Below are 25941 nucleotides of genomic sequence, written 5' to 3'. Positions count from 1 at the left end.
TCATTCTCAGCATCGTGCGGTATACATCTAGATGTATCGATGATCGTCGCCAGTTGACGTACCGGTCGTTTCCGGTGACGGGCCCTGGCCGGTGTCAGACGCTGCAACGCTCGGCTTGGGGAGGATCGTGGGGCGACACAACGGTATTCGGCACGGGATCATGCCGGTGCCGGCACTGAGGCCGCTTGCCGGGCTGTTCACAGTGGTGGCAATCGGGCTGATCGTGGCGCTGGTGGCCGTGCTCTTCCAGGGTGGATTGACTCCGACCGTGCCGGTGACGGTGTTCGCTTCGCGGGCCGGTCTGGTGATGAATCCCGACGCGAAAGTCGAGCTACGGGGTGTGCAGGTCGGTACCGTGTCGTCGTTGGAAACGCTGTCCGACGGCCGGGCGATCTTGCACCTGGCGATGGACCCGGCGCAGCTGCCCTCCATTCCGGACAACGTGAGCGTCAACATCGCCTCGACCACCGTGTTCGGCGCCAAATACGTTCAACTTCTCGATCCGGCAGAACCGTCGGCGCAGGCGCTGCATCCCGGGCAGGTCATCGACACCCGTCAGGTCACCGTCGAGATCAACACCGTCTTCGAACAATTGACCCAGGTGTTGTCCGCCATCGAACCGGCGAAGCTGAACGAGACCCTCGGTGCCATCGCGGCAGCGGTGAATGGACGAGGCCGCGAAATCGGTCAGATGTTGGTCGATCTGGACGCCTATCTGGCGGCGCTCGAGCCGAGTCTGCCCGCGCTGAGTCATGTCCTTGCCGCCATGCCGACGGTCGCCGGCGCCTACGCCGACTCCGCGCCCGATCTGTTGGCGGTGGCAGGACATTCCAGCAAGATCAGTCAGGGCATCATCGACGAGCAACACAACCTGGATGCGCTGTTGCTCAGCGTGATCGGGCTGGCAGACAACGGAAATGACGTGTTGTCGGCCAACCGTGCACCGCTGACCGACGTGGTCCATCTGTTGGCACCCACCACCGACCTGACCAACGAATACAACCAGGCCCTGTATTGCCTGATGGGCGGATTGGTGCAGGGCGCGTACCTCAAGCAACCGCAGGTCCCCGGGGCACTGGTGAACGCCGGCTTCACGATGGGGCGTGAACGTTACCGCTACCCAACGGATCTGCCCAAGGTCGCCGCGACAGGCGGCCCCCAATGTGTCGGGGGCTTGCCGAACGTCCCCTTCGAGGCCAGACCGCCGTATGTGGTGGCCGACGTCGGCATCAACCCGTCCCGCTATGGCAACCAGGGAATCCTGCTCAACACCGATGCTCTCAAACAATGGTTGTTCGGACCGCTCGCCGGACCGCCGCGCAACAGTGCCCAGATCGGTCAACCGGGATGAGGGCCACCCGGGCGCCCCTGCTGAAATTCGGCACATTCGCCGTGGTGATGGTCATGGTGACCGCACTGCTCTTCGCGATCTTCGGCCAGTACCGGCCGGGGCCGGCCAACGGGTACTCGGCGGTGTTCGCCGATGCCTCACGGCTCAAAGTCGGAGATTCGGTCCGGGTGGCGGGCATTCGTGTCGGCACCGTCAACAGCGTTTCTCTGCAACCCGACATGACCGCATTGGTCGGGTTCGACGCCGACCGCACCGCGGTACTGACGTCCGGGACGAAAGCGGTCGTGCGCTACCTCAACCTCGTGGGGGACCGCTATCTCGAACTCACCACCGGGCCAGGGGAGAGCAGAATTCTCAAGGCGGGATCCCGGATTCCCATCGAACGCACTGCACCCGCTCTGGATCTCGACCTGCTGCTCGGCGGGCTGCGACCGGTGACCCAGGGGCTCAATCCGCGTGACGTCAACGCGCTGACCCAGTCACTGCTGCAGGTGCTGCAAGGCCAGAGCGGTGCCCTGCAATCCCTGTTCTCGCACACGTCGTCGTTTTCCAACGAGTTGGGAAACAACGATCACGTGGTTCAACAGTTGATCGACAATCTCAACTCGGCGGTCGGCACGCTCACGAAGAACGGCGACGACTTCGCGGCGACAGTCGACCGTCTGCATCAGTTCATCGGACAGCTGGCATCCCATCGCGATCCGGTCGGTGAGGCGATCGAGGCGCTCGACAACGGAACCGCGACACTTGCCGACCTGCTGACCCAGGCACGTCCGCCGCTGGCCGGCACGGTCAACGAACTGAATCGGTTGGCCCCCAACATCGAAGCACTCAAGGACCACCTCGACGTCGGTCTACAGAAGGCGCCCGGGAACTACCGCAAGCTCAAGCGCCTGGGTGCCTACGGCAGCTTCTTCAACTACTACCTGTGCGGGATTTCCGTCCGCGTCACCGACCTGCAGGGCCGGACGGCGGTATTCCCCTGGGTCAGACAGGAAACGGGGAGGTGCTCGGACAACTGATGCTGAAATACCGCGGATCCCAACTCATCCGACGCGGAGTCGTCGGAGTCGTCCTGGTACTGCTGGCCGTGGCAGTCGGACTGCAACCCCAGCAATTGCTGTCCCGGGCCACGCACCTGCACTACCAGGCGCTGTTCGACCAGGCCGGTGGCCTGACCGAGGGAAACGACGTCACCATCTCCGGTATCAACGTCGGGTCGGTGTCCGATGTGGAGCTCCGCGACGGGCAGGCACTGGTCATGTTCGCCGTGGAAGCACGCATTCCGCTGGGCAACCAGACGCGTGCCCACATTCGCACCGGCTCACTGCTGGGACAGCGGGTGCTGACGGTAGAACCCGTGGGCCCGGGCAGGTTGCGGCAGACCGACGTCATCCCGTCCAGCCGGACTTCGTCCCCCTATTCACTGACCGAGGCGGTCGGGGACCTCACCACCGACGTCGCAGGCACCGACACCGCCACTCTCAATCAGTCTCTGGATGCGCTGTCGACGACCATCGACGCTGTCGCTCCCGAGTTGGGGTCGACTTTCGATGGAGTGACACGTCTGTCACGGGCCCTCAACGCCCGCAACCAGACCCTGGGCGAATTGTTCAAGAACGTCAGTGATGTGAGTGCCATCCTGTCGACCCGCAGCCAGCAGGTGAACTCACTGATCCTCAATGCGAACGATCTCCTGGATGTACTGGTCCGGCAGCGGCGCGCGATCGTCGACCTGTTGGCGAACACCTCGGCCGTGGCTCAGCAGTTGTCGGGAATGGTGCACGACAATCAGGCCAAACTCGCCCCGACCCTCGACAAGCTCAACACGGTGACGGCCGTACTGCAGAAAAATCGGGACAACATCGCCAAGGCGATTCCCGGCCTGGCGCAATACGAGCTCACCACCGGTGAACTGGTCGCGAGCGGGCCGTATTACCAAGCCATGATCGCCAACCTCGCCATTCCGCAGATGCTGCAACCGTTCCTCGACTACGCCTTCGGCTTCCGCAGAGGCGCCGGCGCCGGGCAGCCGCCGGACAATGCCGGTCCCCGGGCGGAATTCCCCATACCGCGCAACGGCATTCCACAGACGCCAGAAGGGTCCGGGCCGCCATGACCCACCACCGTGCGACCGCGATTCTCGCGAGTGTGCTGATCGCACTGATCGGTGCCGCCACGTTCCTGATCCAGCAGGGAATTCCACGGACCATCATCGCGTATTTCACCTCCGCGACGTCGATCTACCCCAAAGACGAGGTGCGGGTGGCCGGGGTGAAAGTCGGTACGATCACCGGCATTACACCGGAAGGTGGCCGCGTCAGGCTGGAGCTGCAGGTTGACCAGGGTGTGCCGATTCCGGCCGACGCCAAGGCGGTCATCGTCGCACCGAACCTGATATCGGCCCGGTACGTCGAACTCACCCCCGCCTACCGCTCCACGGATCCCGCGGCCAACGGCCCCACGATGGCCGACGACGCGGTGATCCCCATCGATCGCACCGCGGTACCGGTCGAGTGGGACGAGGTCAAGAACCAACTCATGCGGTTGGCCACCGAACTCGGTCCCAACAGCCAAGTTTCGACGCCGGCGATCGCGCGCTTCATCGAAACCACCGCCAACGCACTCGACGGAAACGGTCAGAAGCTGCGCCAGACGCTGTCTCAATTATCAAGCGTGGGAAGGATCTTGGCCGACGGTAGCGGGAACATCGCCACCACGATCAAGAATCTGCAGACCCTCGTCTCGGCCCTGCGTGACAGCGCCCCGCAAGTCGTCGAATTCCAAGGGCGGTTCGCCACCCTCACCAGCGTTCTCGACGACAACCGGTCGGATCTCGACGCAGCGTTGAAGAACCTCTCCTCGGCCATCGACGACGTGCGGGGGTTCCTGGCCGAGACCCGCGACCGGACCAGCGAACAAGTGCAGCGCCTCGGCGAAGTGACCGGCAATCTCGTCGAGCATCGCAAGGATCTCGAACAACTGCTCCATGTCGCAGGCAATGCCATCGCCAACGGATATGCCGATTACAACCCCGATACCGGAACGATCCTGGGCTCGGTATCGTTCAACAACTTCTCGAACCCACTCCAGTTCATCTGTGGGGCAATCGGTGCCGTGAAGAACACCACCTCGACGGAGACGGCGAAGCTGTGTGCACAGTATCTGGGGCCCGCGCTGGAGTCGCTGAATTTCAACAACGTGCCGTTTCCGGTCAATCCGATCCTCGCTCCCGCGCCCACCAACGTCATCTACACCGACCCCAGCCTGGCGCCGGGCGGGACGCCGGACCCGGGCGTACCTGAACCGCCCCCGGCAATTTCGGCCTTCACGGGCGCTGACGGCGATGTCGCACCACCGCCAGGCTGGAATCAGCCCACCGGTCCTCCCGGCGTACTCGGCCCGCTACCGGCCGCACCGTCTCCGGCGATCTACCCGGGGGCGCCTGCGCCCACACCGCCGAGCACGGAGAACCTGTTGCTGCCGTCTGATCGACCACTGCCGCCGGCACCCGGTGAAGGGGTACCACCATCGTGACGAGACGCCGTATCTTTCACACCGTTCTGGTTCTCTCCGTCACGGCGACCTTGAGCGGATGCGGATTCGGCGGGCTGAACTCGCTTCCGCTGCCGGGTACCGAGGGGCGCGGGAGCGGCGCGGCCGTGTACCACGTTGAGATTGCCAATGTCGGTACCCTGGAGTCCAATTCACCGGTCATGGTCGACGACGTCGTGGTCGGCAGCGTCGGCAAGATGACCTTGCGGGGACAGCACGCCGATGTCGAGGTGCACGTGAAAGAGGGCACCGTTGTCCCTTCGAATGTCGTTGCCACCATTGGTCAGACGAGTCTGCTGGGGTCGATGCACCTGCAGCTCAATCCACCTCCCGGCAAACCCCCGACGGGCCGCCTGGCGGTCGGTGCCACCATCGGGCTCGACAAGTCGTCGACCTACCCGTCGACCGAACAAACCCTCGCGTCGTTGTCGGCGGTGGTCAACTCCGGCGGTCTGGGCCAGATCGGCGATATCACCCATAACTTCAACGCCGCCCTCTCCGGTCGTGAGGACACGGTTCGCGACCTCATCGCGAGGCTGGACACCTTCGTCGGCGTCCTCGATCAGCAGCGTGGCGACATGGTCTCGTCGATCCAGCAGCTCAATCGGTTCTCGGGCACCCTGGCCGGGCAGCGCGTGGTCATCGCACAGGCGATGCAGGCCCTGCCGCCGGCGCTTGACGTGCTCATCGCCGAAGAACCTCGATTCGTCGCCGCGCTGACGAAGCTGCGGGCCTTCAGCGAAACCGCGACCGGCCTCATCAACGACACACAGGACGACCTGGTGCGTAATCTGCACAACCTGGAACCCACGCTTCGCGCCCTGGCCGACGTCGGTCCCGGTCTCGTCGACGGGCTGATGTTCGCGACGGTGTTCCCGTACGGGCAGAACATCGTCGATCGCGGCCTCAAGGGCGACTATCTGAACCTGTTCGCCGTCGCGGACATCACCGTCCCGCGCCTGAAGCGGACCGCGTTCCTCGGTACGCGATGGGGGATGCCCGGAGCCGAACTCGTCCCCGCACCGGGCGATCCCGGCTACGACTGGTATTACACCAAGAACCCACTCGGGCAGCCGGTTGCAGTACCGCCCGGCGGCAGTGAGGTCCCGGCGCCGGCTCCTCCCGTGGGGCCGCCGGTCATGCTTCCGGGTGGGTTGCCGCAGTCGGCACCCCCGCCGTCGACTGCGCCGGTGCCGGCCGCGGGTGAGGGTGGGCGCTGAATGTTGACCCGATTCGTCCGCATGCAACTGACGATCTTCGCCATCGCGTCACTCATCGGAATGGTGGCCATGGCGGTGGTCTACATGCGTGCGCCCACGATGCTGGGCATCGGCCGCATCACCGTCACCGTGGAGCTGCCCGCCACCGGCGGGCTCTACCGGTTCTCCAATGTCACCTACCGGGGTGTGCAGGTCGGCAAGGTGACCGCTGTCGGGCTGCACGGTCGCGGCGCCAAAGCGACCTTGTCGCTGGACAACTCACCGAAGATCCCGCAAGATCTGACGGCTCAGGTCCGCAGCGTCTCGGCGGTCGGTGAGCAGTACCTCGACCTTCTCCCGCGAAGCGACGCCCCGCCCTACCTGCATGACGGTTCGGTCATCGCGATGGCACACACCACCGTCCCGCAGCAGGTCGGTCCGCTGCTCGATCAGACCAGCGCACTGCTCACGAGCATCCCCAAGGACAAGCTCGCCGCGCTGCTCGACGAGTCGTTCCAGGCGTTCAACGGTGCCGGTTACGATCTCGCCTCCCTGATCGATTCGTCGGCGAAACTGTCGGGCAGTCTCAACGGCGTCCGCGAGCCCAACCGTGCTCTGGTGGAAGATGCGGTGCCCCTGATGGATTCACAGGTTGCGGGCGTCGAGGACTTGCGCGCCTGGACTCACGCCCTGGCGGGGGTGACCGGCCAACTGGCCGATTCCGATCAGGATGTGCGTTCGTTGTTGAGAAACGGACCGGCCACGGCCGACGAGGCGTCACGGCTGCTGCAACAACTCAGGCCCACTCTTCCGGTGCTACTCGCCAACATGACATCGCTCGGCCAGGTGGCGCTGACCTACCGGCCGAGCCTCGAACAGATCCTCGTGCTGCTGCCGCCGTTCATGGCCAATCTGTTGTCCGAGGGCCCTGACCACAATCCGACCGGCCTGGGGCAAGGAGATTTCACTCTCACGGTCGGTGACCCACCGACGTGCACGGTGGGGTTTCTCCCGCCGAGCGCGTGGCGCTCACCGGAGGACACCACCGAGGTGGACACCCCCGACGGCATGTACTGCAAACTGCCCCAGGACTCTCCGCTGGCAGTACGGGGCGCGCGCAACTACCCATGTATGGGCAAGCCCGGCAAAAGGGCACCGACCGTCGAGATCTGCGACAGCGACGAGCCGTTTCAGCCGCTTGCGATGCGTGAGCACATGCTCGGTCCCTATCCGCTGGACCCGAACCTGATCTCGCAAGGCATCCCGCCCGACGATCGTGTTGAGCGGGACCGGCATCTCGAGGGGCCGGTCGGTGGGACCCCGCCGCCGGCTCCCGGTGCGGCCCCCGCCGAAACACCCGTGACTCCAGGGGAATCCGCGCCTGCGCCGCCACCCGTCGACCCGGGTGCGATCCCCGTGGCGCCCAGTGCCTACGGCGGGGCCGGCGAAACGGGACCGTCTGTCGCATTCGCCCGCTATGACCCGGCCTCCGGCCGTTACGTGGATCCTGACGGCCGGACCTTCACCCAGACCAACCTGGTGGCCTCAGCCAGGGCGGAGACATGGAAGGACCTCATCATGGCGGAACACGCATGAGATCGATGACGGCGGTGATGACATGTGTCGCAGCCGTCGTCGTAGCCCTCGGGTGGGCGCCGCAGGCCGGTGCTGACTTCTGCGATCCCTTGCCGAACGGACGCTTCACCGCGACGTCGGACGGTGTGTGGGCCAAAACCAACGATGTCTTTCGCGATGAAGCCACTGTGACGAGCACGTGGACCATCACCTCGTCGTGTACCGGCGAGCCGCTCGACTGCGCCGGACATGTCGCCAGCAGCCAGGGATGGGACGCCCCGATCCACTGTGAATCCGCCGGCCTCTGGAATATGCGGCGTAATCACGACAATTGGCAGATCTGCCCGGACGGCACCGCGGTTCCCGGTCGGCAGCTTCTGTATTTCTCGGCCGATCTGACCGGTGCACCGAGCTTTTCCGCTGTGCGGAAGTACTCCGGTTGGGATCGCACTGTCGGTGTCAGCGGCGGGTGCGGGCTCAACCAACCCTTGGTCATCGAGATGCCGTTCCGGTTGGAGTCATCTCCGTAGTGCTGGCGCGAGCCGCAGCCATTCATCAAAGCGCTTCGGCCGCAACGGCAGTCGGCAAACCCGCGCATGGCGTGCGCGTCGGCGCGTGCGAAAAATGTGTAGAGGTATACGACTCGGGTCTGGCCATCCGGATCAGGCCCACTGTGTTAACGTCGATAAATACTTCAGAATATGAAATAAACCTGGTGTCAACGGAGGTCTGGGATGGGGCGCGCACGGGTGAGCAAAGATTCGGCCGGCCTGGGGACGGCAGACTACGTGGTGGTGGGCTCGGGTAGTTCCGGCGCGATCGTGGCCAGGCGGCTGGCCGACACCGGCGCCATGGTCACGCTGATCGAGTCGGGGCTGCGCCGCCGCGGCCCGCTGGTCACGGTTCCCGGCATGTGCGGGGCCATTCACGCCGCCACCGCGCTGCAGCGGTTGGTCACCTGGCCGGCCTACAGCGTCCCGCAACGGCACATGTTGGGCCGCAGGCTTCCTCAATCGCACGGCCGCGTACTGGGTGGGGGCAGCGTGATAAACGGGATGGCGTTTGTCCGCGGAAACCGGCAGAACTACGACGACTGGGCGGCCGTCGGAGCCACCGGTTGGGGGTTTGGCGATGTGCTTCCGTCGTTTCGTCGGCTGGAGAGTTTCGAGGACGGCCCGAGCGAACTGCGCGGCGGTGACGGACCGATTGCGGTGGAACGGGCCACGGGCCTGGCGACGATCACCGAACGCTATATGGTCGCGTTGGGGGCGACTGCCGGTGTTGGGCAGAATGACGACTACAACGGTGTGCGGCAGGCTGGGGTGGCGCCACTGCAACAGAGTGTCGGGGCCGGCCGCAGAGCGGGCACCGATCGCGGCTATCTGCGGGACGCCCCACCAAATCTGCGGATCCTCACCGGTGTGACCGCGACGCGCGTGGTGGTCCGGAATGGCCGCGCCGTGGGGGTGGAGCTGGTCGCGGACCGCAATCGACGCGAGATCGGTTGCGTGCGCGCGAGCCGCGAGGTGATCGTCAGCGCGGGCGCGCTCGGGTCGCCGCGGCTCCTGATGCTCTCCGGCATCGGCCCGGCGGCCCACCTGCGCGAGCATGGGATCACGGTGACGGCCGACCTGCCGGTCGGCGACAATCTGCACGATCATCTGTTTGTCCCGATGTCGTACAAGGCGACTGGCGGCCGGAGCGCGTCGCCATTGAGTTTCGGCCGAGCGGCGGTCCGTGAATGTGTACGGCCACGATCGACCTATCTGGCGCATACCTTGTTCGAGGCAGTGGCATTCGTAGACAGCGGAATACGAACGGGCACCGACGTTCCGGACTTGCAGATGTTCATCCTTCCGATGAGTTATCCGGCGAACCAAGACGCGCCGGGCCTGCACTTGGCCGCCGACTCGGCGCCGTCGTTGACCTTGATGCCGACGATGATCTACCCCGACAGCCGGGGCACCCTACGGTTGGCCTCGACCGATCCGTTCACCGCTCCTCTCATCGATCCCAATTACCTGGCCGAGCCCCGCGATGTGGAGACCCTGGTGGCGGGGATGGAACTGGTGAGACAGACCTTGGCGCATTCGGAAATCGCCGGGGTCGTCGGACGCGAAGTGTTGCCCGGTTCCGATCGGACAGGCGCCGAACTCGCGGAGTTCGTCCGGAACAATGCTTCGGGTGTGTACCACCCCGTCGGAACCTGCCGGATGGGTACGGACGAACGCGCCGTCGTCGACCCAACACTGCGCGTCCGGGGCATATCGGGGCTGCGCGTGGCCGATGCGTCGATCATGCCGAACATCGTGGGCGGCAACACGAACGCCGCGGCGATGATGATCGGAGAGCGGGCCGCCGAGCTGATAGCAGGTGCCTGAGCTTCGCATGGCTCACGCCGGCGGGCAGCACACGCTCGCACGTGCGCTGCCGGCCGGCGGGAGTGATCCGGCGACCCGGAGGCTACCGGGGCTTGCAGCGGTCGGACTCCACGACGATGTCCGTCGGGCGGCCTGCGGGCTGTCCGATCTGCCACGTGCTGGCGGCGCCTGCGGTGAACGGTCCGGGGGCTCCTTGCGATTCGTAGTATCCGCGCGGGTCCCAGGTCTTGGCCTGCGGGTAGGGCCAGGGGCAGGCGACGGCGGACGCCGCGCCGGTTGCACGTACCAGCCAGAACGCGGAGCTGAAACTGATCATCGCAATGTTCAGGACAATCGCCATGATCAGAAAACTGGCCAACTTGGGGCGGCGCGCGGCAAGCGGCACGCGCAGGACGATCTTGTCTGCCAGCGACTTTCCGCTGTCGTCGCGGTAGAGCAGTACCGACGCCGGGATCATGATGATGGTGATGAGCACGCTGGCCATCAGCAGCGGGAACTGACTGTTCTTACCCACGTCGATCGATCCGAAATCGACGACATGGGTATAGGTGAGGAACTGGGTCCGGGTGAGCAGGATTTCCTGGGCCGCATCCCAGATGACGCCGATGACGAACGTCAGCATGGCTATGGAGATCAGCGGATGGCGCCACACGAAGGCGTCGGCGCCGCGGCGTCGTTGTGCGGCCCGCAGGATCGGCATCGCCAGGAAGTAGGGGAGCAGGACGTAGGGGGCGTAGATGACCGAGGTCAGCGGTTCGATGACCGGAGAAATGTTGAGCCACGGCCATTCTCGCGGAAAGTGCCAGAGGTTCGGGTTGTAGACCAACCCGATTGCCCAGTTGTTGATCGGATCCCACCAGAACAGCGTGGTGGAGGCGAGGATCATGAGGATCACCGGGTGCCCGGGATTGCGCCTCCAGACCACCACCGAGACGACGATGGTGACCACGAGCAGCAGTGCGCCCAATATCTGGCCCCACAGGACGAAGTCGATGGCAGGCCACAGGGGTTCCACCGGTGGCGGTTTGCCGATGCCGCCCGGATTCACGTTCTCCGGGGAGGCGGCGCCGTGCTTTTCCGCGGTGAGCAGAACGAAGACCGCCAGGGCGGCGACGACAGCCCAACAGCCGAGGGCCTTCCAGGACAGTGTGGTGCGTGCGTGGTCGGTGACCGTTGACGGCTCGACACGAACTGATGGCTTCATTGCACTCCGCGCTGTTCTTCCGCGCACTGTGGTGACGCGTCAGGCGAATCTCACCCTGTGATCGAGCGTAACCCATATTGTTCAGATTCTGAACTAACTCTCGGAAGCCGCTGGCAGGGAAAGCGGCCGGGTATCCTATGGCATCGTGACCGAGACCATTGGGGCTGCCGACGACGGGGACATCATCGACTTCCTCGGCGCCGCCACCGATGTCCGGCGGATGATCTCGATGCTCACCCTGCCCGTGGCGCGCGAGTACGGAATCTCTGAACGAGCACTGGGCATCATCTTTCTGGTGTATGCGGGGCTCGACCGGCCCGGCCTACTGATCGACTATCTCAACGTGCTGCCCAGCACGATCACCTCCGACATCGACAAATTGGTCGCCGCGGACATGCTGCGACGCACATCGTCGACCGATGACCGGCGGGTCACCCGCATCGAGGTGACCCCGCGAGGTCTTGCCGCACAACAGAAGTCATTGCGTCAGCTGCACGAGTTCTTCCGCGCCAAGGCGGCCGGCGTGGCCCTCGACGAGCTTCAGGCGTGCATCGCCACGCTGCGCAAGCTCAGCGGGTTCGCGCAGTCGGCGGTTCCCAATCCACTGCGCAAGGCCGACGACGACAAGTGACGCTGCCGCGTCGCGGGTGGGCGATGTCCGTCCGGGCTCGCGTTCCACAGTCGTAGCCTGTGGATGAAATCGGCGCTGGGGATAACCAGCCGTGACCGGACGGTTCTGTCGGACCTGTTCTGCACGGTGGGGCCATGAGTTCTCTGACACGGGCCGAGATCGGCGCACTGGGTGAACAGTTGGCGTCCGAGCACCTGGCGGCACAAGGGTTTCGGACGTTGGCCCGGAACTGGCGGTGCCGTTACGGCGAGCTCGACGTCATCGCGGAGGAGGTGACCACCAATACGGTGGTCTTCGTCGAGGTGAAGACCCGCACCGGGGACGGGTTCGGCGGGCTCGCCGAGGCGGTCACGGAGCAGAAGGTACGCCGCATCCGGCGATTGGCGGCGCTGTGGCTGGCTGAGCAGGAAAGTCGGTACGCGGCGCTGCGCATCGATGTGATCCGGGTGCGCCTCGGACGCCGCCGGGAGCCGGAGCTCACGCACCTCAAGGGGGTGGGCTGAAATGGGTTTGGGTAGAGCATATTCGGTGGCTGTGCGGGCCGTGGACGGCGTCATCGTGGAGATCGAGGCAGACATCAGCTCGGGGCTACCCAGCGTGAACCTGGTGGGCCTGCCGGACACCGCGCTGCAGGAATCACGAGATCGGGTGCGAGCGGCGATCACCAACTGCGGCAACGAATGGCCGATGTCGCGCCTGACGTTGGCATTGTCGCCGGCCACATTGCGCAAGGTCGGTTCAGTGTACGACCTGGCACTGGCCGCGGCGGTGCTCTCGGCGCACACCAAGACGGCCTGGGCACGATTGGAGAAGTCGGTGCTGCTCGGTGAACTCGCGCTGGACGGCCGGGTCCGTCCGGTGCACGGTGTGTTGCCCGCGGTACTGGCCGCCAAGCAGGAGGGCTGGCCCATGGTCGTGGTTCCCGTCGAGAACTTGGCTGAAGCCAGCCTGGTGGACGGGATCGAAGTGTGCGGTGTGCGCACGCTGCGGCACCTGCAGGCGTGGCTCGACGGCAAAGAAGATCTGCAACCGCGGGTCGCGGCGCCAGGATGCGCACCGCAGCCCATGGCGGATCTCGCCGATGTGGTGGGGCAGGGTCAAGCACGCTACGCCGTCGAGGTTGCCGCCGCGGGTGCCCACCACCTGATGCTCACCGGGCCGCCGGGCATCGGGAAAACAATGTTGGCCCAGCGGCTTCCGGGGCTGTTGCCGTCATTGTCGTCCACTGAATCGCTTGAGGTCACCGCCATCCATTCCGTGGCGGGCTTGTTGGCGGGAGACACACCGCTGATCACGCGACCTCCGTTCGTGGCACCGCATCACACGTCGAGCGTTGCGTCCTTGGTCGGCGGCGGAAGTGGGTTCGCCCGGCCTGGAGCGGTCAGTCGGGCCCACCGGGGGGTGTTGTTTCTCGACGAGTTCGCCGAAATGGGTTCAAGTGCTCTCGAAGCGTTGCGAACTCCATTGGAAGACGGCGAGATCCGGCTGGCTCGCCGTGACGGGGTGGCATGTTATCCGGCGCGGTTCCAACTGGTCCTGGCGGCCAACCCGTGCCCGTGCGCCCCGCCTAATTCGGCCGACTGCGTCTGTTCGGCCCAAGCCAAGCTGCGCTACCGCGGCAAGTTGTCGGGGCCACTGGTGGACCGGGTCGACTTGCGTGTGGAGCTGTACCCGGTCACCGCGGGGGCGTTCATGCCGCAATCCGGTGAAGCCAGTGATGTGGTCCGTGAGCGTGTCGCCGCGGCGCGGCTCGCCGCCCAGGAACGGTGGAAACCCTATGGGATCGGCACCAATGCCGAAGTCGGCGGCTCGTTGCTGCGGCGCGAATTCCGGTTGGCGAAAGCTGCGATGGAACCATTGCGGTCCGGGCTCGACCGCGGCGTGATCAGCATGCGCGGTGCCGACCGGTGTTTGAGAGTCGCCTGGACTTTGGCGGACCTGGGCGGACGCAGCATGCCCACCCTGGACGACGTCGCCACGGCACTGAGCTTCCGGCAGGCCGGGGGTATGCCATGACCGACGAAACGCGGCGGGCATGGGCCTATCTGTCGCGGGTCGCCGAGTCGCCGTGTCCCGAGTTGGCCTCCCTGGTCGAGCAGGTAGGTCCCGTAGAGGCGGCCGGCCGCGTCAAGGCCGGCGATATCGACCGGGAGGTGTTGTCCCGGGTCGAGGCACGCCGAGAGTTCGATTGTGCGGCAGATGACCTGGCGGTACTCGACAGAATGGGTGGGCGGTTGATCACGCCCGATGACGATGAGTGGCCGCTGCTGCGATTCCGGGCCTTTCGGGGAGATGGGGTGGCCAAGCGCCGCAACGGTCATCCGCCGTTGGCGCTGTGGGCGGTCGGGCCCGTGCGCCTGGATGAGGCAACCGAGCGCGCCGCGGCCATCGTCGGCACCCGTGCGGCCACGGCCTACGGCGAGCACGTGGCCGCCGAGTTGTCCGCCGGACTGATCGAACGGAATGTGACGGTGGTGTCCGGCGGGGCCTATGGCATCGACGGCGCAGCGCATCGCGCCGCGCTGGCCTGTGAAGGCGTGACGATCGCGATAGTGGCCGGCGGCATCGACAATCCTTATCCGGCCGGACACAGTGCACTGTTTCACCGGATTCGCAAGGAATGCCTGCTGGTCAGCGAATATCCGCCGGGGACAGCGCCGGGCCGGCTGCGATTCCTGACCCGCAACCGTCTGGTGGCTGCCCTGTCCGGGGCGACAGTGGTGGTGGAGGCGGGGCTGCGCAGCGGTGCGGCCAGTACGGCGGCGTGGGCCCGAGCGCTGGGCCGCGAGGTGTGCGCGGTACCGGGTCCGGTGACCTCGGCCGCATCGGCCGGTTGTCATGCGCTGCTGCGGGACGGCGCCGTCCTGGTGGACCGGGCCGAGCAGATCGTCGAAATCGTCGGTCGGATAGGCGAACTGGCGCCGGAAGAGCCACATCCGTGCGGGCCGCTCGACGGACTCACGCCGGTCGAGAAACAGGTGTACGACGCGCTGCCTGCGCGCGGCGCGCACACGGTGGACGACATCGCGATGCTTGCCGCCCTCGCCACGCACCAGGTACTGGCGCCGTTGACGATGCTCGAGTTGGCCGGGCTCGTCGAAAGCGTCGACGGCTGCTGGCGGATCGTGCGTCGGCGTCGGCAGTCCGTGCGTAAATGACGCATACGTAGACCTCGATGGATTGGCCCCGATTAGCTGTCGTGAACGCCGGCCCGGTGTTAATTTGCCTTCATCGAGTGAGCTCACAGACCCAGGCGTACCGGGACTACGTCGGCCGTACGCCGGGCATGGGGGAGGGTGTGACATGAGCACAGCCGCTGACCGCGCTGCCCAGTTGGCATTGGTCGCTCGCCTGCGATCGGCATATCCGGAGTTGCCCGATGCGCCGACACCGGATCTGCTCGACCATGACCGCTTCACCGCATACATGAAGCCGGTGCACGACGTCGGCGGGGAGCCGGACGCGCCCATCAAGTACGAGAACAAGGATTACGAGTACTGGGAGCACATGACCTATGTCATCTGCGAAGTTCTTGCCTGGCGGGGCATCTGGCTCTCGGAGGAACGGCGACGGATGGGCAACGTCGACGTCGGGCGGGCGGTCTATCTGGGCTTCCCCTACTACGGCCGCTGGCTCTTGTCCGTGGCGCGGGTTCTCGTCGAGAAACACCACATCGGACTGACCGAACTGTCGGAACGGATGGCCGAAGTCCAGGAACGCTACGCCGGCGGGCTGGCCGGTAGACGTCTTGAAGCCCGGCCGAGATTCGAAGGCGACGGCTCGAACGTCAAGCGCAACAGCCATATTGTGCACGCCAAGGGCAAGGGAGATCCGCAGGTGTACGCCGGCCGGGCGGGGGAGCCGAAGTTCAAGGTCGGCGATCCGGTGCTGGTGCGCGAGCTCCCGGTGCTGTTCTACACCCGCACTCCCGAATATGTCCGCGGTGCCCGCGGTGAGATCGCCGCGGTGGCATACGAAAGCCCGGCGGCCGAGGACGAAACCTGGGACCGTACCGACGCCACCCCTGAGTGGTTCTACGTCGTGAGTTTCACCATGGCTCAGTTGTGGGACGGCTACACCGGAACGGCCGCCGACACGTTGAGAACCGAGATTCCCGAGCACTGGCTGCAGGCAGCCGGCTGACCTCTACCGCCGATCAGCTTCCTCACGAAGGGCGCACCATGGCAGAGCACGATCACGATCACGATCACGAGCGCACCGTCAAGCCGATGGTCGACGAGATCACCGATTTCGAGGTACTCGAGATCGCGCTGCGCGAATTGTGTATCGAGAAAGGCATTTTCACCGCGGAGGAGCACCGGCTGTTCACCGAGTTCGCCGAACAGATCGGACCGACTCCGGCCGCCCGGCTGGTCGCCCGGGCATGGCTGAACCCCGACTTCAAACGGCTGGCGGTGGCCGAACCGATGACCGCCAGCAAGGAGGTGGGCGTCGACTGGCTGGAACCCACCGGTTTCGGTACACCAAGCGACTTCACGGCATTTCAGATTCTCGAAGACACCCCGACCGTGCATCACGTGATCGTCTGTGCGTTGTGTTCCTGCTATCCGCGCCCGATTCTCGGCAACTCACCTGAGTGGTACCGGACACCGAACTACCGGCGCCGTCTGGTGCGCTGGCCCCGGCAGGTCTTGTCCGAGTTCGGGCTGTGTCTGCCCGACACAGTCGAAGTGCGGGTGCAGGATTCGAATCAGAAGCACCGCTTCATGGTGATGCCGATGCGCCCGGAGGGTACCGACGGCTGGACCGAGGACCAGCTCACCGAGATCATCACCCGCGACTGCCTCATCGGTGTCGCACTGCCCAAGCCCGGGGTGACCACCAATGTCGTCACCGACACCCGGCCTGCGATGCACCCCGCCGGTGAGTGAGGAGGGCACGGTGACTGAGGAGGGCACGGTGAGTGCGCCGAACGAATCGGGACCGCTCGGAGACGGCCCTGTACCGACCCTCGCGCGGATCGTGGAACGCAATCAGGTCTGGCCGCTGATGGCCGCCAAATACGGCGTCGAAAATCTGGTTCCGCCGTGGAAGACGAGCCTCGACGGTTTCTGCGATGCCCTCGACCAGGCCTCATGCGAGGCCAAGGTGCCGGATTTCAAACAGCGTCGCGATGAGGAGGACCTGCTGTCGGCGACGGTCTATGCCGAGCTGCCGTATCCCGAGAACCAACTCGTCGCCCTCGCGCATTCGCTGCTGGCCCGCGGCGTGATCACCGAGGCCGAGCTGCAAGAACGGCTCGCTGTGGTCAGGAGAAGGCTAGAGGCCTGATTCACGTAGCCCCCGGGCCGGCCGGTGACCTCCGTATAGTCGATGAGGTCGGCTAACAACCGAGCAGCGGATGATTTTGGAGGCGCCATGGCAGGACGGCCCGTGCACACGTTTCAGGTGGTGCATCGCGAACAGCTGACCGACCATTTGGTCAGACTGGTGCTGGGCGGATCAGGTGAGGGCACAGGCTTCGACACGTTCTCGCCCAACGACTTCAGCGATGCCTACGTCAAATTCGTCATCGTTCCCGAGAATGTGGACGTATCAGTGCTGCCGAAACCGTTGACACTGGACAGTTTTCAGGATTTGCCCGCCGAACTGAGACCGACTGTGCGTACCTACACGGTGCGCAAGTTCGACACGGAGCGTGGCGAGATCACGGTCGATTTCGTCGTGCACGGTGAGCAGGGTGTGGCCGCACCCTGGGCGGCCGCGGCGGTGCCCGGACAACCCGCCTACCTGATGGGGCCCAGCGGGGCCTTCACCCCGGACCCGGCTGCCGACTGGTACCTGCTGGCCGGCGACGAGGCTGCTCTACCGGCCATCGCCGCAGCGCTGGAAGCCTTGCCGGACAACGCGATCGGCAAAGTCTTCATCGAGGTGGGCGGCCCCGACGACGAGGTCGAGCTCACCGCCCCCGCCGGCGTGGAGGTCAACTGGGTCTACCGAGGGGGACGCGCCGACCTCGTCGGCGACGACCGGGCCGGGGACAACGCGCCACTGATCGCCGCGGTCAAGGACGCGCCCTGGCTGCCGGGCCAGGTGCAGGTGTTCATCCACGGCGAGGCCCAGGCCGTCATGCACAACCTGCGCCCCTACATCCGCAAGGAACGGGGTGTCGCCGCGAAGTGGGCCGCGTCGATCTCGGGATACTGGCGCCGCGGGCGCACCGAGGAAACCTTCCGGCAGTGGAAGGCCGAGCTGGCAAAAGTCGAGGCCGACACCGCCGGCTGAGCGCAGGCTGCCACCCCGGATGGCTCCGGAGTGGCAAGGTAGCCGTCATGGCATACGGCGATTACCAACTCGAGATCTACCTGCAGGGGCTGTCGGGCGTGCTGCCGAGCATGCCGATGGACTATGCGGGGCTGGAGGCCAAAGCCCAAGCCGCCATGCCGGCGTCGATCTGGTCCTACGTGGCCGGCGGTGCCGGCGATGAACGCACGCAGCAGGTCAACCGCACCGCCTTCGACCGGTGGGGGTTGATGCCGCGGATGTTCAACGCCCACCGGGAACGGGATCTGTCCGTCGACCTGTTCGGGCTGACGCTGCCCTCCCCGTTGTTCATGGCGCCGATCGGGGTGCTGGGCATCTGCGGGCAGGACGGCCACGGCGATCTGGCCGGTGCACGCGCCGCCGCTCGGACCGGAGTGCCGATGGTGGTGTCGACTCTGACCGAGGACCCGATGGAAGACGTCGCCGCCGAATTCGGTGACACCCCGGGCTTTTTCCAGCTGTACACCCCGACCGACAAAGAGCTGGCGGCCAGCCTGGTGCGGCGCGCGGAGAAAGCCGGGTTCAAGGGCATCGTCGTCACGCTCGACACCTGGGTGCCGGGTTGGCGTCCGCGGGACCTGACCACCTCGAACTTCCCGCAACTGCGGGGCAAGTGCCTGGCCAACTACACCAGCGACCCGGTGTTCCGGGCCGGTCTGTCCCAGCCGCCCGAGGAGAATCCGCAGGCGACCGTGCTGCGCTGGGTGAGCTTGTTCGGTAACCCGCTCACCTGGGACGATCTGCCGTGGCTGAGGTCGTTGACCGAGTTGCCCCTCATTCTCAAGGGCATCTGCCACCCCGACGACGTGCGGCGCGCCAGGGATGGCGGTGTCGACGGCATCTACTGCTCCAATCACGGTGGGCGCCAAGCCAATGGCGGCCTGCCCGCGATCGACTGCCTGCCCGGCGTGGTTGAGGCAGCCGACGGACTGCCGGTGTTGTTCGACTCGGGGATCCGCAACGGAGCCGACATCGTCAAAGCACTTGCGCTGGGCGCCACCGCCGTCGGCATCGGCCGCCCGTACACGTACGGACTGGCATTGGGCGGGGTGGACGGCATCGTGCACGTGCTGCGTTCGCTGCTCGCCGAGGCCGACCTGATCATGGGAGTCGACGGATATCCGACGCTGGCAGATCTCACGCCTGAGGCGCTGCGCCGGGTGGACTGACCTTCAACGGCGGGGACCGGTTCACGGTAAAAGCCGCAGGTAAAGCTGCAGATGTAAAGGCAGCAGACGATTGCTGGCCAATGATTATTCATAGGTGTAGCATTTTCCTCCATGAGTGTAGAAACCGTCCGCGAGCGGGCTGCCCACCTGGGGCCCGAGCGGCGGCGCCCGCAGGTGCTGGATGCGGCCCTCGCAATTGCGGTGACCGACGGGGTCGCGGCTGTCACCATCGGCGCGGTGGCGCAGCGACTCAAGGTCACCCGTCCGGTGGTGTACTCGTGTTTTCCCGACCGGGTCCAATTGCTGAGGGCATTGCTCGAACGGGAGTTGGCGCTGCTGGTCCAGGGGGCGATCGATGCGCTGCCCCATGGCCGGGCCGACGCCGACGCAATGGTGTTCGTCGAGGGCTTCCAGGCCCTGCTTGAGACGGTCGCCGGCAGGCCTGATTCCTGGCGGCTCGTGATGAGCGCCGACCCGGACCCGGCCGTAGCGAAACACTTCCGCGACGGTCGCGCCCTGATGGTGGGCAAGGTCTCCCGACGGCTGGCGCCCACGCTGGAACGTTGGGGCACCACCGACGCCGGCAAAAAGCTGCCGGTGCTGGTCGAGCAGTTCGTGTCCACCTGTGAAGGCGCGGTGCGGACGTTGTTGCAAGACGACGGAAAAGACTGGACCCCAACCACATTGGGTGAATTCATCGGATCGGCCACCTACCGGGCGTTTCGCGCCGCCTGATCCAGAACAGAGGAGTTGTCACATGTCTGATCTCCAGCCGATGGCTGACTACGGGTTCTTCGGGCCGGATTCGGTGACCTGGAAGGTCTGGGGCCATGCCACCACGCCGATCATCGGACTGCAACGCGCCGTGGTGGTCGAGGAACTCGACCCCGCCCTGATCGCCGCGGTCGACACCACCGGCGCCAATTACGACCGACCACGTACCCGTTACGACCGGACGGTGCGTTACTTCGCCATGGTGGCCTTCGCCGACACCGAATCGGTGCTCAAAGCCGCCGATGTGCTGGTGAAGGTGCATTCGAAAGCTATTGGTACCGAACCCGTGAGCGGCAACAGGTACGACGCCAATGACCCGCAGTCGCAGCTGTGGATCCTGCTCACCGGCTGGCACTCGGTGCTCAAAGCCTACGAGCTCTACGGCGGCGGAAAGCTGACGGTCGAGGAGGAGGCGCGCTACTGGCAGGACTGTGCCCGGGCCGCCGAGTTCCAGACCTGCGATCCGGCCGACGTCCCGCGGACCCGCGATGGCATCAACGACTACTTCGAGCAGATGCGGCCGCGCCTCGCCGTCAGTGAGGCGGCCCGCGCGATGATGGACCACCTGCTCGATGCCAAGGTGGTGTTACCGCCCGCGCCGCGTGCCGCGAGACCGGCAGTCGAGGTACTCAACTGGTTCCTGCGTGCGGGCACCATCGCCACGATGCCACGGTGGATGCGCCGGCTCAGTGGATTCGACCAGCCACGGATCGTCGATTGGGCCGTGCGGCCGGTGCTCAAGCTCGGTTTCGGCGTGGTCGACCGTGTTCCGCGGCTCAAGCTGTTGGTGGCCAAGATCATTGCACCGTCGGTGGTGCCTATCGCAGGCCCTTACATCATGGGCATCCCGCCACGGTCGGCTGAGGTGCTCAGCCCCGCGGAGGGCCGCTCGCGCTACGGCTACGTCAAACCCGCCGACGCGCACAAGGAGCTGCGGGCCCGGCAGCACGAGCGGGTTTTCGGACAGGGACAACTGCCCAGCGACGAAGGCCTCATCGAATCTCAGTCCTACCTGGGGAGTTTGGCGTGACCGCACGATCCGATGTCCTCTTCGACCCGAACCGGACCGATTTCGGCCAGTTCGACACCAGGACTCGGGAGCTCTTCCGGGCCACCGTCGATTTCTTCGAGTCCCACGGCAAGCGGTGGCTCAAGCAGCAGGACCGGGATCGGGTCTGGTACAGCGATTTTCTCGACCTGGTCAAGCGGGAGGGCATCTTCGCGACGTTCCTGACGCCGGCGTCGGAGGCCGGCGGCGATCCCGACAAGCGCTGGGACACCGCCCGCAATGCCATGTACAGCCAGATCCTCGGGTTCTATGGCATGCAGTACTGGTATGTCTGGCAGGTCACGATCCTCGGACTCGGCCCGATCTGGCAGTCGGAGAACACGGTGGCGCGGAAGAAGGCTGCCGCCCTGCTGGATTCGGGCGAGATCTTCGCGTTCGGACTGTCCGAGCAGGCCCACGGTGCCGACGTCTATTCGACTGACATGGTGCTGACGCCCGACGCCGGCAACGCGGCAGACGGGTCCTATACCGCGACCGGCGGCAAGTACTACATCGGCAACGGAAACCTGGCCGGCATGGTCTCGGTGTTCGGCCGTCGCTCCGACAAGCCCATCATCGACAGTTCCGATCTCGACCGGCGCCGTCCCGAGCAGGACTTCGAGGGATACCTTTTCTTCGCCGCCGACAGCCAACATTCGAAGTACCACCTCCGCAAGAACGTGGTCGACGGCCAGATGTACGTCGCCGCGTTCGATCTGGAGGACTATCCGGTCAGTGCCGACGACATCCTCCATGCGGGCAAGTCCGCCTTCAACGCCGCGATCAACACCGTCAACATCGGCAAGTTCAACCTCGGCTTCGGGGCGATCGGTGCCTGCGAACACGCCATGTACGAGGCCGTCACCCACGCGGAGAACCGCGTGCTGTTCGGCCATCGGGTCACCGAGTTCCCCCAGATCCGACGAATGCTCGCCGACGGCTACGTCCGCCTGATCGGGATGAAGCTTTACAGCGAGCGGGCCATCGACTACCTGCGCAGCGCAAGTCCGGATGACCGGCGCTACCTGTTGTTCAACGCGATCGAGAAGATGAACGTCACCCGCGAGGGTGAGAAGATCGTCACGCTGCTCGCCGACACCATCGCGGCCCGCGCCTTCGAATCCGACATGTACTTCACCATGGCGCTGCTGGGGCTCACCGGCCTGCCGCGACTGGAGGGCACGGTGCACGTCAACATGGCCCTGTCGCTGAAGTTCATGCAGAACTACATGTTCGGGGCAGCGGATGCCGCGCTCGCCGCGCTGTCGGTTCTGCCTGTCGGCCGCGCCCCGGCGCCGCTGGTGAGCGCGCTCGCCGGAGGTTTGCGTGCGGCCGGCGGTGCCATCGCGGGGTCACCTGTGGCGCAACGTATTCCGCAACTCAAGCCGCTGCTGGCCGACGTGCCGCAGATTCCGACGCGCAGAGATGCGGCCAATGACGACTTCTTGTTCCGGCAGGGGCCGAGCAGCGGGTTGGCGAAGATCCGGTTCGGGGACTGGCAGTCAGTGCTGCGCAGGTTCTCGTCGACACCGAATGTCGCGGTCTTCCTCGACCAGGCCCTGGCGCTGCAGACCCTGCTCGTGGTGGCCACACCCACCACCGATCAACAACGCAACGTCGACTTCCTGTTCGCGATCGGAGAGATGTTCACCCTCGTCCCATACGCCCAGCTGATCCTGGAGCAGGCGGAGATCGAAGCGATCGACACCGATCTGATCGACCAGCTGTTCGAGGTGCTCGTCACCGACATGTCCACGCACGCGACCAAGCTCCATTGCCATCCCGACGCCACCGCCGTTCAGAAGCAGCGTGCCCTCGACATCGTCGAGCAGCCTGTCGCCGATGCTGCGCGACGCGATCGCGTGGTGGCAGGCGCGCGAGCACTGGCCGGCCGCTACGAGATGAACCCGTGATGGTCACGCGACGGTAGCGGCCCGGCGCGTCGGATGCAGCGCGGGCGTACTTCTGCCACCGTGGCACGGTGCCCGCAGTCCAGGATGTGCTCGCCGAGTTCGATGAATACCTGGCGTTGCAGTGCGGGCGGTCCGAGCACACCCGACGGGCCTACCGGGGAGACCTGAGAGCACTGTTCGACTACACCGGCGGTGGTCTGGAGACCTTGGCGCTGCCGACGCTGCGTTCCTGGCTGGCTAACCAGGCCGCGGCCGGAACCGCGAGAACCACCCTGGCTCGGCGCACCTCGACGGTCAAGACCTTCTGCACATGGGCGGCCCGGCGGGGCCTTCTCGCGGAAGACGCCGCGGCCCGGTTGCAGGTACCCAAGGCCCACCGCACCCTACCTTCGGTGCTGCGCCGCGATCAGGCGATCGACGCCATGGAGGCCATCAATTCCGCTGCGCGCGAAGGCGACCCAATGGCACTGCGGGATCGGCTGATCGTGGAGATGCTCTACGCCACGGGTATTCGCGTCAGCGAGTTGTGTGGGCTCGACATCGACGACGTCGACACCTCACGCCGGGTGCTGCAGGTGCTGGGCAAGGGCAACAAGCAGCGCACGGTCCCGTTCGGCGAACCGGCGCGCATCGCCTTGACGGCCTGGCTCGCCGAGGGCCGGCCCTCATTGGCCACTGACGATTCCGGTCCCGCGTTACTGCTCGGGGCGCGCGGCAAACGGCTCGACCCGCGCCAGGCCCGCACCGTGGTGCACCAGACCATCTCGGCCGTGGACGGCGCACCCGACATCGGCCCGCACGGACTGCGCCACAGCGCGGCCACCCACCTGCTCGAAGGGGGCGCCGATCTGCGCATCGTGCAGGAACTGCTGGGTCACACCTCATTGGCCACCACGCAGCTCTATACCCATGTCACCGTCGAACGTCTGCGCGCTGTGCACGACCAAGCCCACCCGCGGGCCTGAACAGGGGGACAGTGCGCGACATTCTCGAGCCGACCCGAAGAACCGTCGAGTTGTCGTCGGGGCCGGTGTCCTACCTCACCTGGGTTCCCGAGCGGCAGGCGGCCGCGGTCGTGTTGCTGCACGGCGGCGGTGTGGACAACGCATCGCTGTCATGGGGTGGTATCGGTCCTCGACTGGCTGAAGCGGGTTACCGCGTGATCGCCCCGGACCATCCGGGCTACGGTCACAGTCCGCCGGCGCGGCTGCCGATGACGCAGGAACGCCTTGTCGCCTACGTGGGGCAGTTCATCGACGCGATGGAGTTGGACCGCTATGCGATCGGCGGTTTGTCGCTGGGCGGCGGCATGACCATCGGCCACCTGCTGGACCGCCCGGACCGCGTGACGGGAGCTGTCCTGCTGGGCACCTACGGCGTCATGCCCCGGTTGTCCGACGGGCCGCTGTCGGGCGTGCGTCAACTCATCACCTGGGCGATGGTGCGGACGGGTGTGCTCGGTGCGGTGACCCGTTGGGCCGGCACCAGCCGGTCTGCGATGACCCGCAGCATGCACGCCTTGATCAGAAACCCAGGTCAGTTGTCCGACGCGTTGATGGACGAGATCATGGCTGCGGCAGGGCAACCCGACGGATTCGACGCATTCGAACAATGGCAACGCGATCAGGTGCGGTGGAACTCGCTTCGCACCGAATACACACCGCGGCTGGGCGAGGTGAGATGCCCGGTACTCGTGATCCACGGCGACCGTGACTCCGGCGTGCCCCTGGCTCGGGTCCGCGCCGCTGTTCGTTTCATGCCGGACGCGCACCTGAAAATCATTGGTGGCGCCGGACATTGGGTTCAGCGCGACCAGCCGGATCTCGTGCTCGACGCCCTCATCGGATTCCTTGAGCGCATCAACGCAGAAGCTTGAGCACCTCGGCGATGTGCGGCAGGGCTGATTCGCGGCCGGGCCATTCGTCGAACACCGTCCAGTAGCTGATGCCGAATCGGTTTTGACGGTCGGCCAATGCCTCGGCCATCTGCTGATGGGTGCCCAGCAGCACGAAGGGGGAGTCCAGCAGCAGCTCGGGATCTGCGCCGAGCGGCGCGGCGATTTCGGCGGCAGCCTCCGCAGGGTTGTCGGTGTGCACCACGAACTGGATGAGCGCGTTCAGTTCGATGTCCTCGAAGCGATCGCCTGCCGCATCGCGCAACACCGAGATGCGGTCCTGTAGGCCCGCCGCGTCGAAGTGGGTCAACCGGACTTCGGTGGCGTCGTGGTTGTGACTGAAACCCGCCAGTCCGGCGATATCGGCCACCCGCCCGGCCAGCCGCAACACCCGGGTGCCGTTGCCCCCGACCAGCAGTGGAACGGCCACGTCCGGAGCCGCGACCAGCTCACCGCCAGCGGCGCGCACACAGTAGTGCGCGCCGTCGACGTTGATCGCCTCACCCGCCAGTAGTGCGCGGATCACCTCGACCGACTCGACCAGGCGGTCCACGCGCGTGCCGGCGGAATCGAACCTGAGACCGGCGGCGTCGTACTCGGACTTCATGTGGCCCGCGCCAAGACCCAGCTCGAAGCGACCTCCCGACAACGCCGCTGCTGTCGCCACTTCGCGCGCGACGTCGACCGGGTGACGTAGGTCGTTGTTGAGCACCAGAGTTCCGGTGTGAAGTCGACTCGTCACCGCGCACGCGGTGGCCGCGCCGGTGAACGGTGACAGCGACGCCATCAGGTGGTCGGGGATGGTCAGGACGTCGAATCCGGATTGTTCGACAGTGACGGCGAATTCGGCGAAGTCCCCGCCTCGGGGCAGCGCGGTGTGCAGGCCGAATCGCATGGGGCGGTTGCGGTGGGCTTGTGACGCCACGGTCATGTTTTCGACAGTAGGCCGCTCTGACTGCGGT

24 protein-coding genes are annotated in these 25941 nt (G+C 65.8%); 22 read left to right on the top strand and 2 right to left on the bottom strand.

Annotated features, from left to right (window positions below):
• Positions 1-91: 91 nt before the first annotated feature.
• From H977_RS0129865 to H977_RS0129830, 8 genes are all read left to right on the top strand, one after another.
• Positions 92-1351, top strand: coding sequence for an MCE family protein (locus H977_RS0129865; RefSeq protein WP_502691232.1), 1260 nt, complete (start codon positions 92-94; stop codon positions 1349-1351).
• A complete protein-coding gene (locus H977_RS0129860; RefSeq protein ID WP_029111294.1) occupies positions 1348-2373 on the top strand; it encodes an MCE family protein in 1026 nt (341 codons plus the stop codon). Before H977_RS0129865 ends, H977_RS0129860 begins: the two co-directional genes overlap by 4 nt.
• The gene (locus H977_RS0129855; RefSeq protein WP_029111293.1) at positions 2373-3470 is read left to right on the top strand and encodes an MCE family protein; all 1098 of its coding nucleotides are present in this window, start codon (positions 2373-2375) and stop codon (positions 3468-3470) included. Before H977_RS0129860 ends, H977_RS0129855 begins: the two co-directional genes overlap by 1 nt.
• Positions 3467-4888, top strand: coding sequence for an MCE family protein (locus H977_RS0129850; RefSeq protein WP_029111292.1), 1422 nt, complete (start codon positions 3467-3469; stop codon positions 4886-4888). The genes H977_RS0129855 and H977_RS0129850 overlap by 4 nt, the downstream gene beginning before the upstream one ends.
• Complete coding sequence (locus tag H977_RS34220) at positions 4885-6126, top strand: MCE family protein (protein ID WP_081681906.1); 1242 nt, start codon at positions 4885-4887, stop codon at positions 6124-6126. Before H977_RS0129850 ends, H977_RS34220 begins: the two co-directional genes overlap by 4 nt.
• A complete protein-coding gene (locus H977_RS0129840) occupies positions 6127-7701 on the top strand; it encodes an MCE family protein (RefSeq protein ID WP_029111291.1) in 1575 nt (524 codons plus the stop codon).
• A complete protein-coding gene (locus tag H977_RS0129835) occupies positions 7698-8210 on the top strand; it encodes an Rv2253/PknI dimerization domain-containing protein (protein WP_029111290.1) in 513 nt (170 codons plus the stop codon). Before H977_RS0129840 ends, H977_RS0129835 begins: the two co-directional genes overlap by 4 nt.
• 219 nt (positions 8211-8429) lie before the next feature.
• A complete protein-coding gene (locus H977_RS0129830; protein ID WP_029111289.1) occupies positions 8430-10061 on the top strand; it encodes a GMC family oxidoreductase in 1632 nt (543 codons plus the stop codon).
• 82 nt (positions 10062-10143) lie between these two features.
• Here H977_RS0129830 and H977_RS0129825 read toward each other — a convergent pair whose 3' ends face one another.
• Complete coding sequence (locus tag H977_RS0129825; protein WP_029111288.1) at positions 10144-11265, bottom strand: spirocyclase AveC family protein; 1122 nt, start codon at positions 11263-11265, stop codon at positions 10144-10146.
• Between the two features lie 145 nt (positions 11266-11410).
• On the opposite strand from H977_RS0129825, the gene H977_RS0129820 reads away from it, so the two are divergent.
• The 14 genes from H977_RS0129820 to H977_RS0129755 all read left to right on the top strand — a co-directional run bounded on the left by H977_RS0129820 (position 11411) and on the right by H977_RS0129755 (position 24961).
• Complete coding sequence (locus H977_RS0129820) at positions 11411-11896, top strand: MarR family winged helix-turn-helix transcriptional regulator (RefSeq protein WP_029111287.1); 486 nt, start codon at positions 11411-11413, stop codon at positions 11894-11896.
• Between the two features lie 134 nt (positions 11897-12030).
• Positions 12031-12399: a YraN family protein gene (locus H977_RS0129815; protein WP_029111286.1), complete on the top strand. Its 369-nt coding sequence runs from the start codon at positions 12031-12033 to the stop codon at positions 12397-12399.
• A 1-nt stretch (position 12400) separates the two neighbouring features.
• Positions 12401-13912, top strand: coding sequence for a YifB family Mg chelatase-like AAA ATPase (locus H977_RS0129810; RefSeq protein WP_029111285.1), 1512 nt, complete (start codon positions 12401-12403; stop codon positions 13910-13912).
• Complete coding sequence (gene dprA, locus H977_RS0129805; protein WP_029111284.1) at positions 13909-15054, top strand: DNA-processing protein DprA; 1146 nt, start codon at positions 13909-13911, stop codon at positions 15052-15054. Before H977_RS0129810 ends, dprA begins: the two co-directional genes overlap by 4 nt.
• Before the next feature lie 145 nt (positions 15055-15199).
• Positions 15200-16039 (top strand): SH3-like domain-containing protein, encoded by an 840-nt coding sequence (locus H977_RS0129800; protein WP_029111283.1) that lies wholly within the window; start codon positions 15200-15202, stop codon positions 16037-16039.
• 38 nt (positions 16040-16077) lie between these two features.
• Complete coding sequence (scnC, locus tag H977_RS0129795; protein WP_029111282.1) at positions 16078-16788, top strand: thiocyanate hydrolase subunit gamma; 711 nt, start codon at positions 16078-16080, stop codon at positions 16786-16788.
• Between the two features lie 118 nt (positions 16789-16906).
• Positions 16907-17188, top strand: a complete 282-nt coding sequence (locus tag H977_RS0129790) for a thiocyanate hydrolase (protein WP_155946908.1) — start codon at positions 16907-16909, stop codon at positions 17186-17188.
• An 87-nt stretch (positions 17189-17275) separates the two neighbouring features.
• Complete coding sequence (locus H977_RS0129785) at positions 17276-18142, top strand: siderophore-interacting protein (protein WP_029111280.1); 867 nt, start codon at positions 17276-17278, stop codon at positions 18140-18142.
• Positions 18143-18189: 47 nt separating this feature from the next.
• Complete coding sequence (locus tag H977_RS0129780) at positions 18190-19350, top strand: alpha-hydroxy-acid oxidizing protein (RefSeq protein WP_029111279.1); 1161 nt, start codon at positions 18190-18192, stop codon at positions 19348-19350.
• 111 nt (positions 19351-19461) lie between these two features.
• Positions 19462-20085 (top strand): TetR/AcrR family transcriptional regulator, encoded by a 624-nt coding sequence (locus H977_RS0129775; RefSeq protein WP_029111278.1) that lies wholly within the window; start codon positions 19462-19464, stop codon positions 20083-20085.
• A 22-nt stretch (positions 20086-20107) separates the two neighbouring features.
• The gene (locus H977_RS0129770; protein WP_029111277.1) at positions 20108-21154 is read left to right on the top strand and encodes an oxygenase MpaB family protein; all 1047 of its coding nucleotides are present in this window, start codon (positions 20108-20110) and stop codon (positions 21152-21154) included.
• A complete protein-coding gene (locus H977_RS0129765; protein WP_029111276.1) occupies positions 21151-23085 on the top strand; it encodes an acyl-CoA dehydrogenase family protein in 1935 nt (644 codons plus the stop codon). The genes H977_RS0129770 and H977_RS0129765 overlap by 4 nt, the downstream gene beginning before the upstream one ends.
• Before the next feature lie 68 nt (positions 23086-23153).
• Positions 23154-24050 (top strand): tyrosine recombinase XerC, encoded by an 897-nt coding sequence (locus H977_RS0129760; protein ID WP_029111275.1) that lies wholly within the window; start codon positions 23154-23156, stop codon positions 24048-24050.
• 11 nt (positions 24051-24061) lie between these two features.
• Complete coding sequence (locus tag H977_RS0129755) at positions 24062-24961, top strand: alpha/beta fold hydrolase (RefSeq protein ID WP_231396093.1); 900 nt, start codon at positions 24062-24064, stop codon at positions 24959-24961.
• Here H977_RS0129755 and H977_RS0129750 read toward each other — a convergent pair.
• A complete protein-coding gene (locus H977_RS0129750; RefSeq protein WP_029111273.1) occupies positions 24945-25910 on the bottom strand; it encodes a TIGR03621 family F420-dependent LLM class oxidoreductase in 966 nt (321 codons plus the stop codon). The genes H977_RS0129755 and H977_RS0129750 overlap by 17 nt on opposite strands.
• Between the last annotated feature and the right edge of the window lie 31 nt (positions 25911-25941).

The sequence above is a fragment of the Mycobacterium sp. URHD0025 genome (genome assembly GCF_000426065.1).
Taxonomy (GTDB): domain Bacteria; phylum Actinomycetota; class Actinomycetes; order Mycobacteriales; family Mycobacteriaceae; genus Mycobacterium.
The sequence above is the reverse complement of the archived record's forward strand: the minus strand, read 5'-3'. Positions and strand labels throughout refer to the sequence as shown.

What these genes read in the sequence shown, in the direction of transcription:
- H977_RS0129810 (WP_029111285.1), top strand. Translation starts at nt 12,401, where the DNA reads ATGGGTTTGGGTAGAGCATATTCGGTGGCTGTGCGGGCCGTGGACGGC.
- scnC (WP_029111282.1), top strand. Translation starts at nt 16,078, where the DNA reads ATGGCAGAGCACGATCACGATCACGATCACGAGCGCACCGTCAAGCCG.
- H977_RS0129785 (WP_029111280.1), top strand. Translation starts at nt 17,276, where the DNA reads ATGGCAGGACGGCCCGTGCACACGTTTCAGGTGGTGCATCGCGAACAG.
- H977_RS0129790 (WP_155946908.1), top strand. Translation starts at nt 16,907, where the DNA reads ATGGCCGCCAAATACGGCGTCGAAAATCTGGTTCCGCCGTGGAAGACG.
- H977_RS0129815 (WP_029111286.1), top strand. Translation starts at nt 12,031, where the DNA reads ATGAGTTCTCTGACACGGGCCGAGATCGGCGCACTGGGTGAACAGTTG.
- H977_RS0129855 (WP_029111293.1), top strand. Translation starts at nt 2,373, where the DNA reads ATGCTGAAATACCGCGGATCCCAACTCATCCGACGCGGAGTCGTCGGA.
- H977_RS0129860 (WP_029111294.1), top strand. Translation starts at nt 1,348, where the DNA reads ATGAGGGCCACCCGGGCGCCCCTGCTGAAATTCGGCACATTCGCCGTG.
- H977_RS0129775 (WP_029111278.1), top strand. Translation starts at nt 19,462, where the DNA reads ATGAGTGTAGAAACCGTCCGCGAGCGGGCTGCCCACCTGGGGCCCGAG.
- H977_RS0129750 (WP_029111273.1), bottom strand. Translation starts at nt 25,910, where the DNA reads ATGACCGTGGCGTCACAAGCCCACCGCAACCGCCCCATGCGATTCGGC.
- H977_RS0129840 (WP_029111291.1), top strand. Translation starts at nt 6,127, where the DNA reads ATGTTGACCCGATTCGTCCGCATGCAACTGACGATCTTCGCCATCGCG.
- dprA (WP_029111284.1), top strand. Translation starts at nt 13,909, where the DNA reads ATGACCGACGAAACGCGGCGGGCATGGGCCTATCTGTCGCGGGTCGCC.
- H977_RS0129770 (WP_029111277.1), top strand. Translation starts at nt 20,108, where the DNA reads ATGTCTGATCTCCAGCCGATGGCTGACTACGGGTTCTTCGGGCCGGAT.
- H977_RS0129800 (WP_029111283.1), top strand. Translation starts at nt 15,200, where the DNA reads ATGAGCACAGCCGCTGACCGCGCTGCCCAGTTGGCATTGGTCGCTCGC.
- H977_RS0129780 (WP_029111279.1), top strand. Translation starts at nt 18,190, where the DNA reads ATGGCATACGGCGATTACCAACTCGAGATCTACCTGCAGGGGCTGTCG.
- H977_RS0129850 (WP_029111292.1), top strand. Translation starts at nt 3,467, where the DNA reads ATGACCCACCACCGTGCGACCGCGATTCTCGCGAGTGTGCTGATCGCA.
- H977_RS0129835 (WP_029111290.1), top strand. Translation starts at nt 7,698, where the DNA reads ATGAGATCGATGACGGCGGTGATGACATGTGTCGCAGCCGTCGTCGTA.
- H977_RS0129825 (WP_029111288.1), bottom strand. Translation starts at nt 11,265, where the DNA reads ATGAAGCCATCAGTTCGTGTCGAGCCGTCAACGGTCACCGACCACGCA.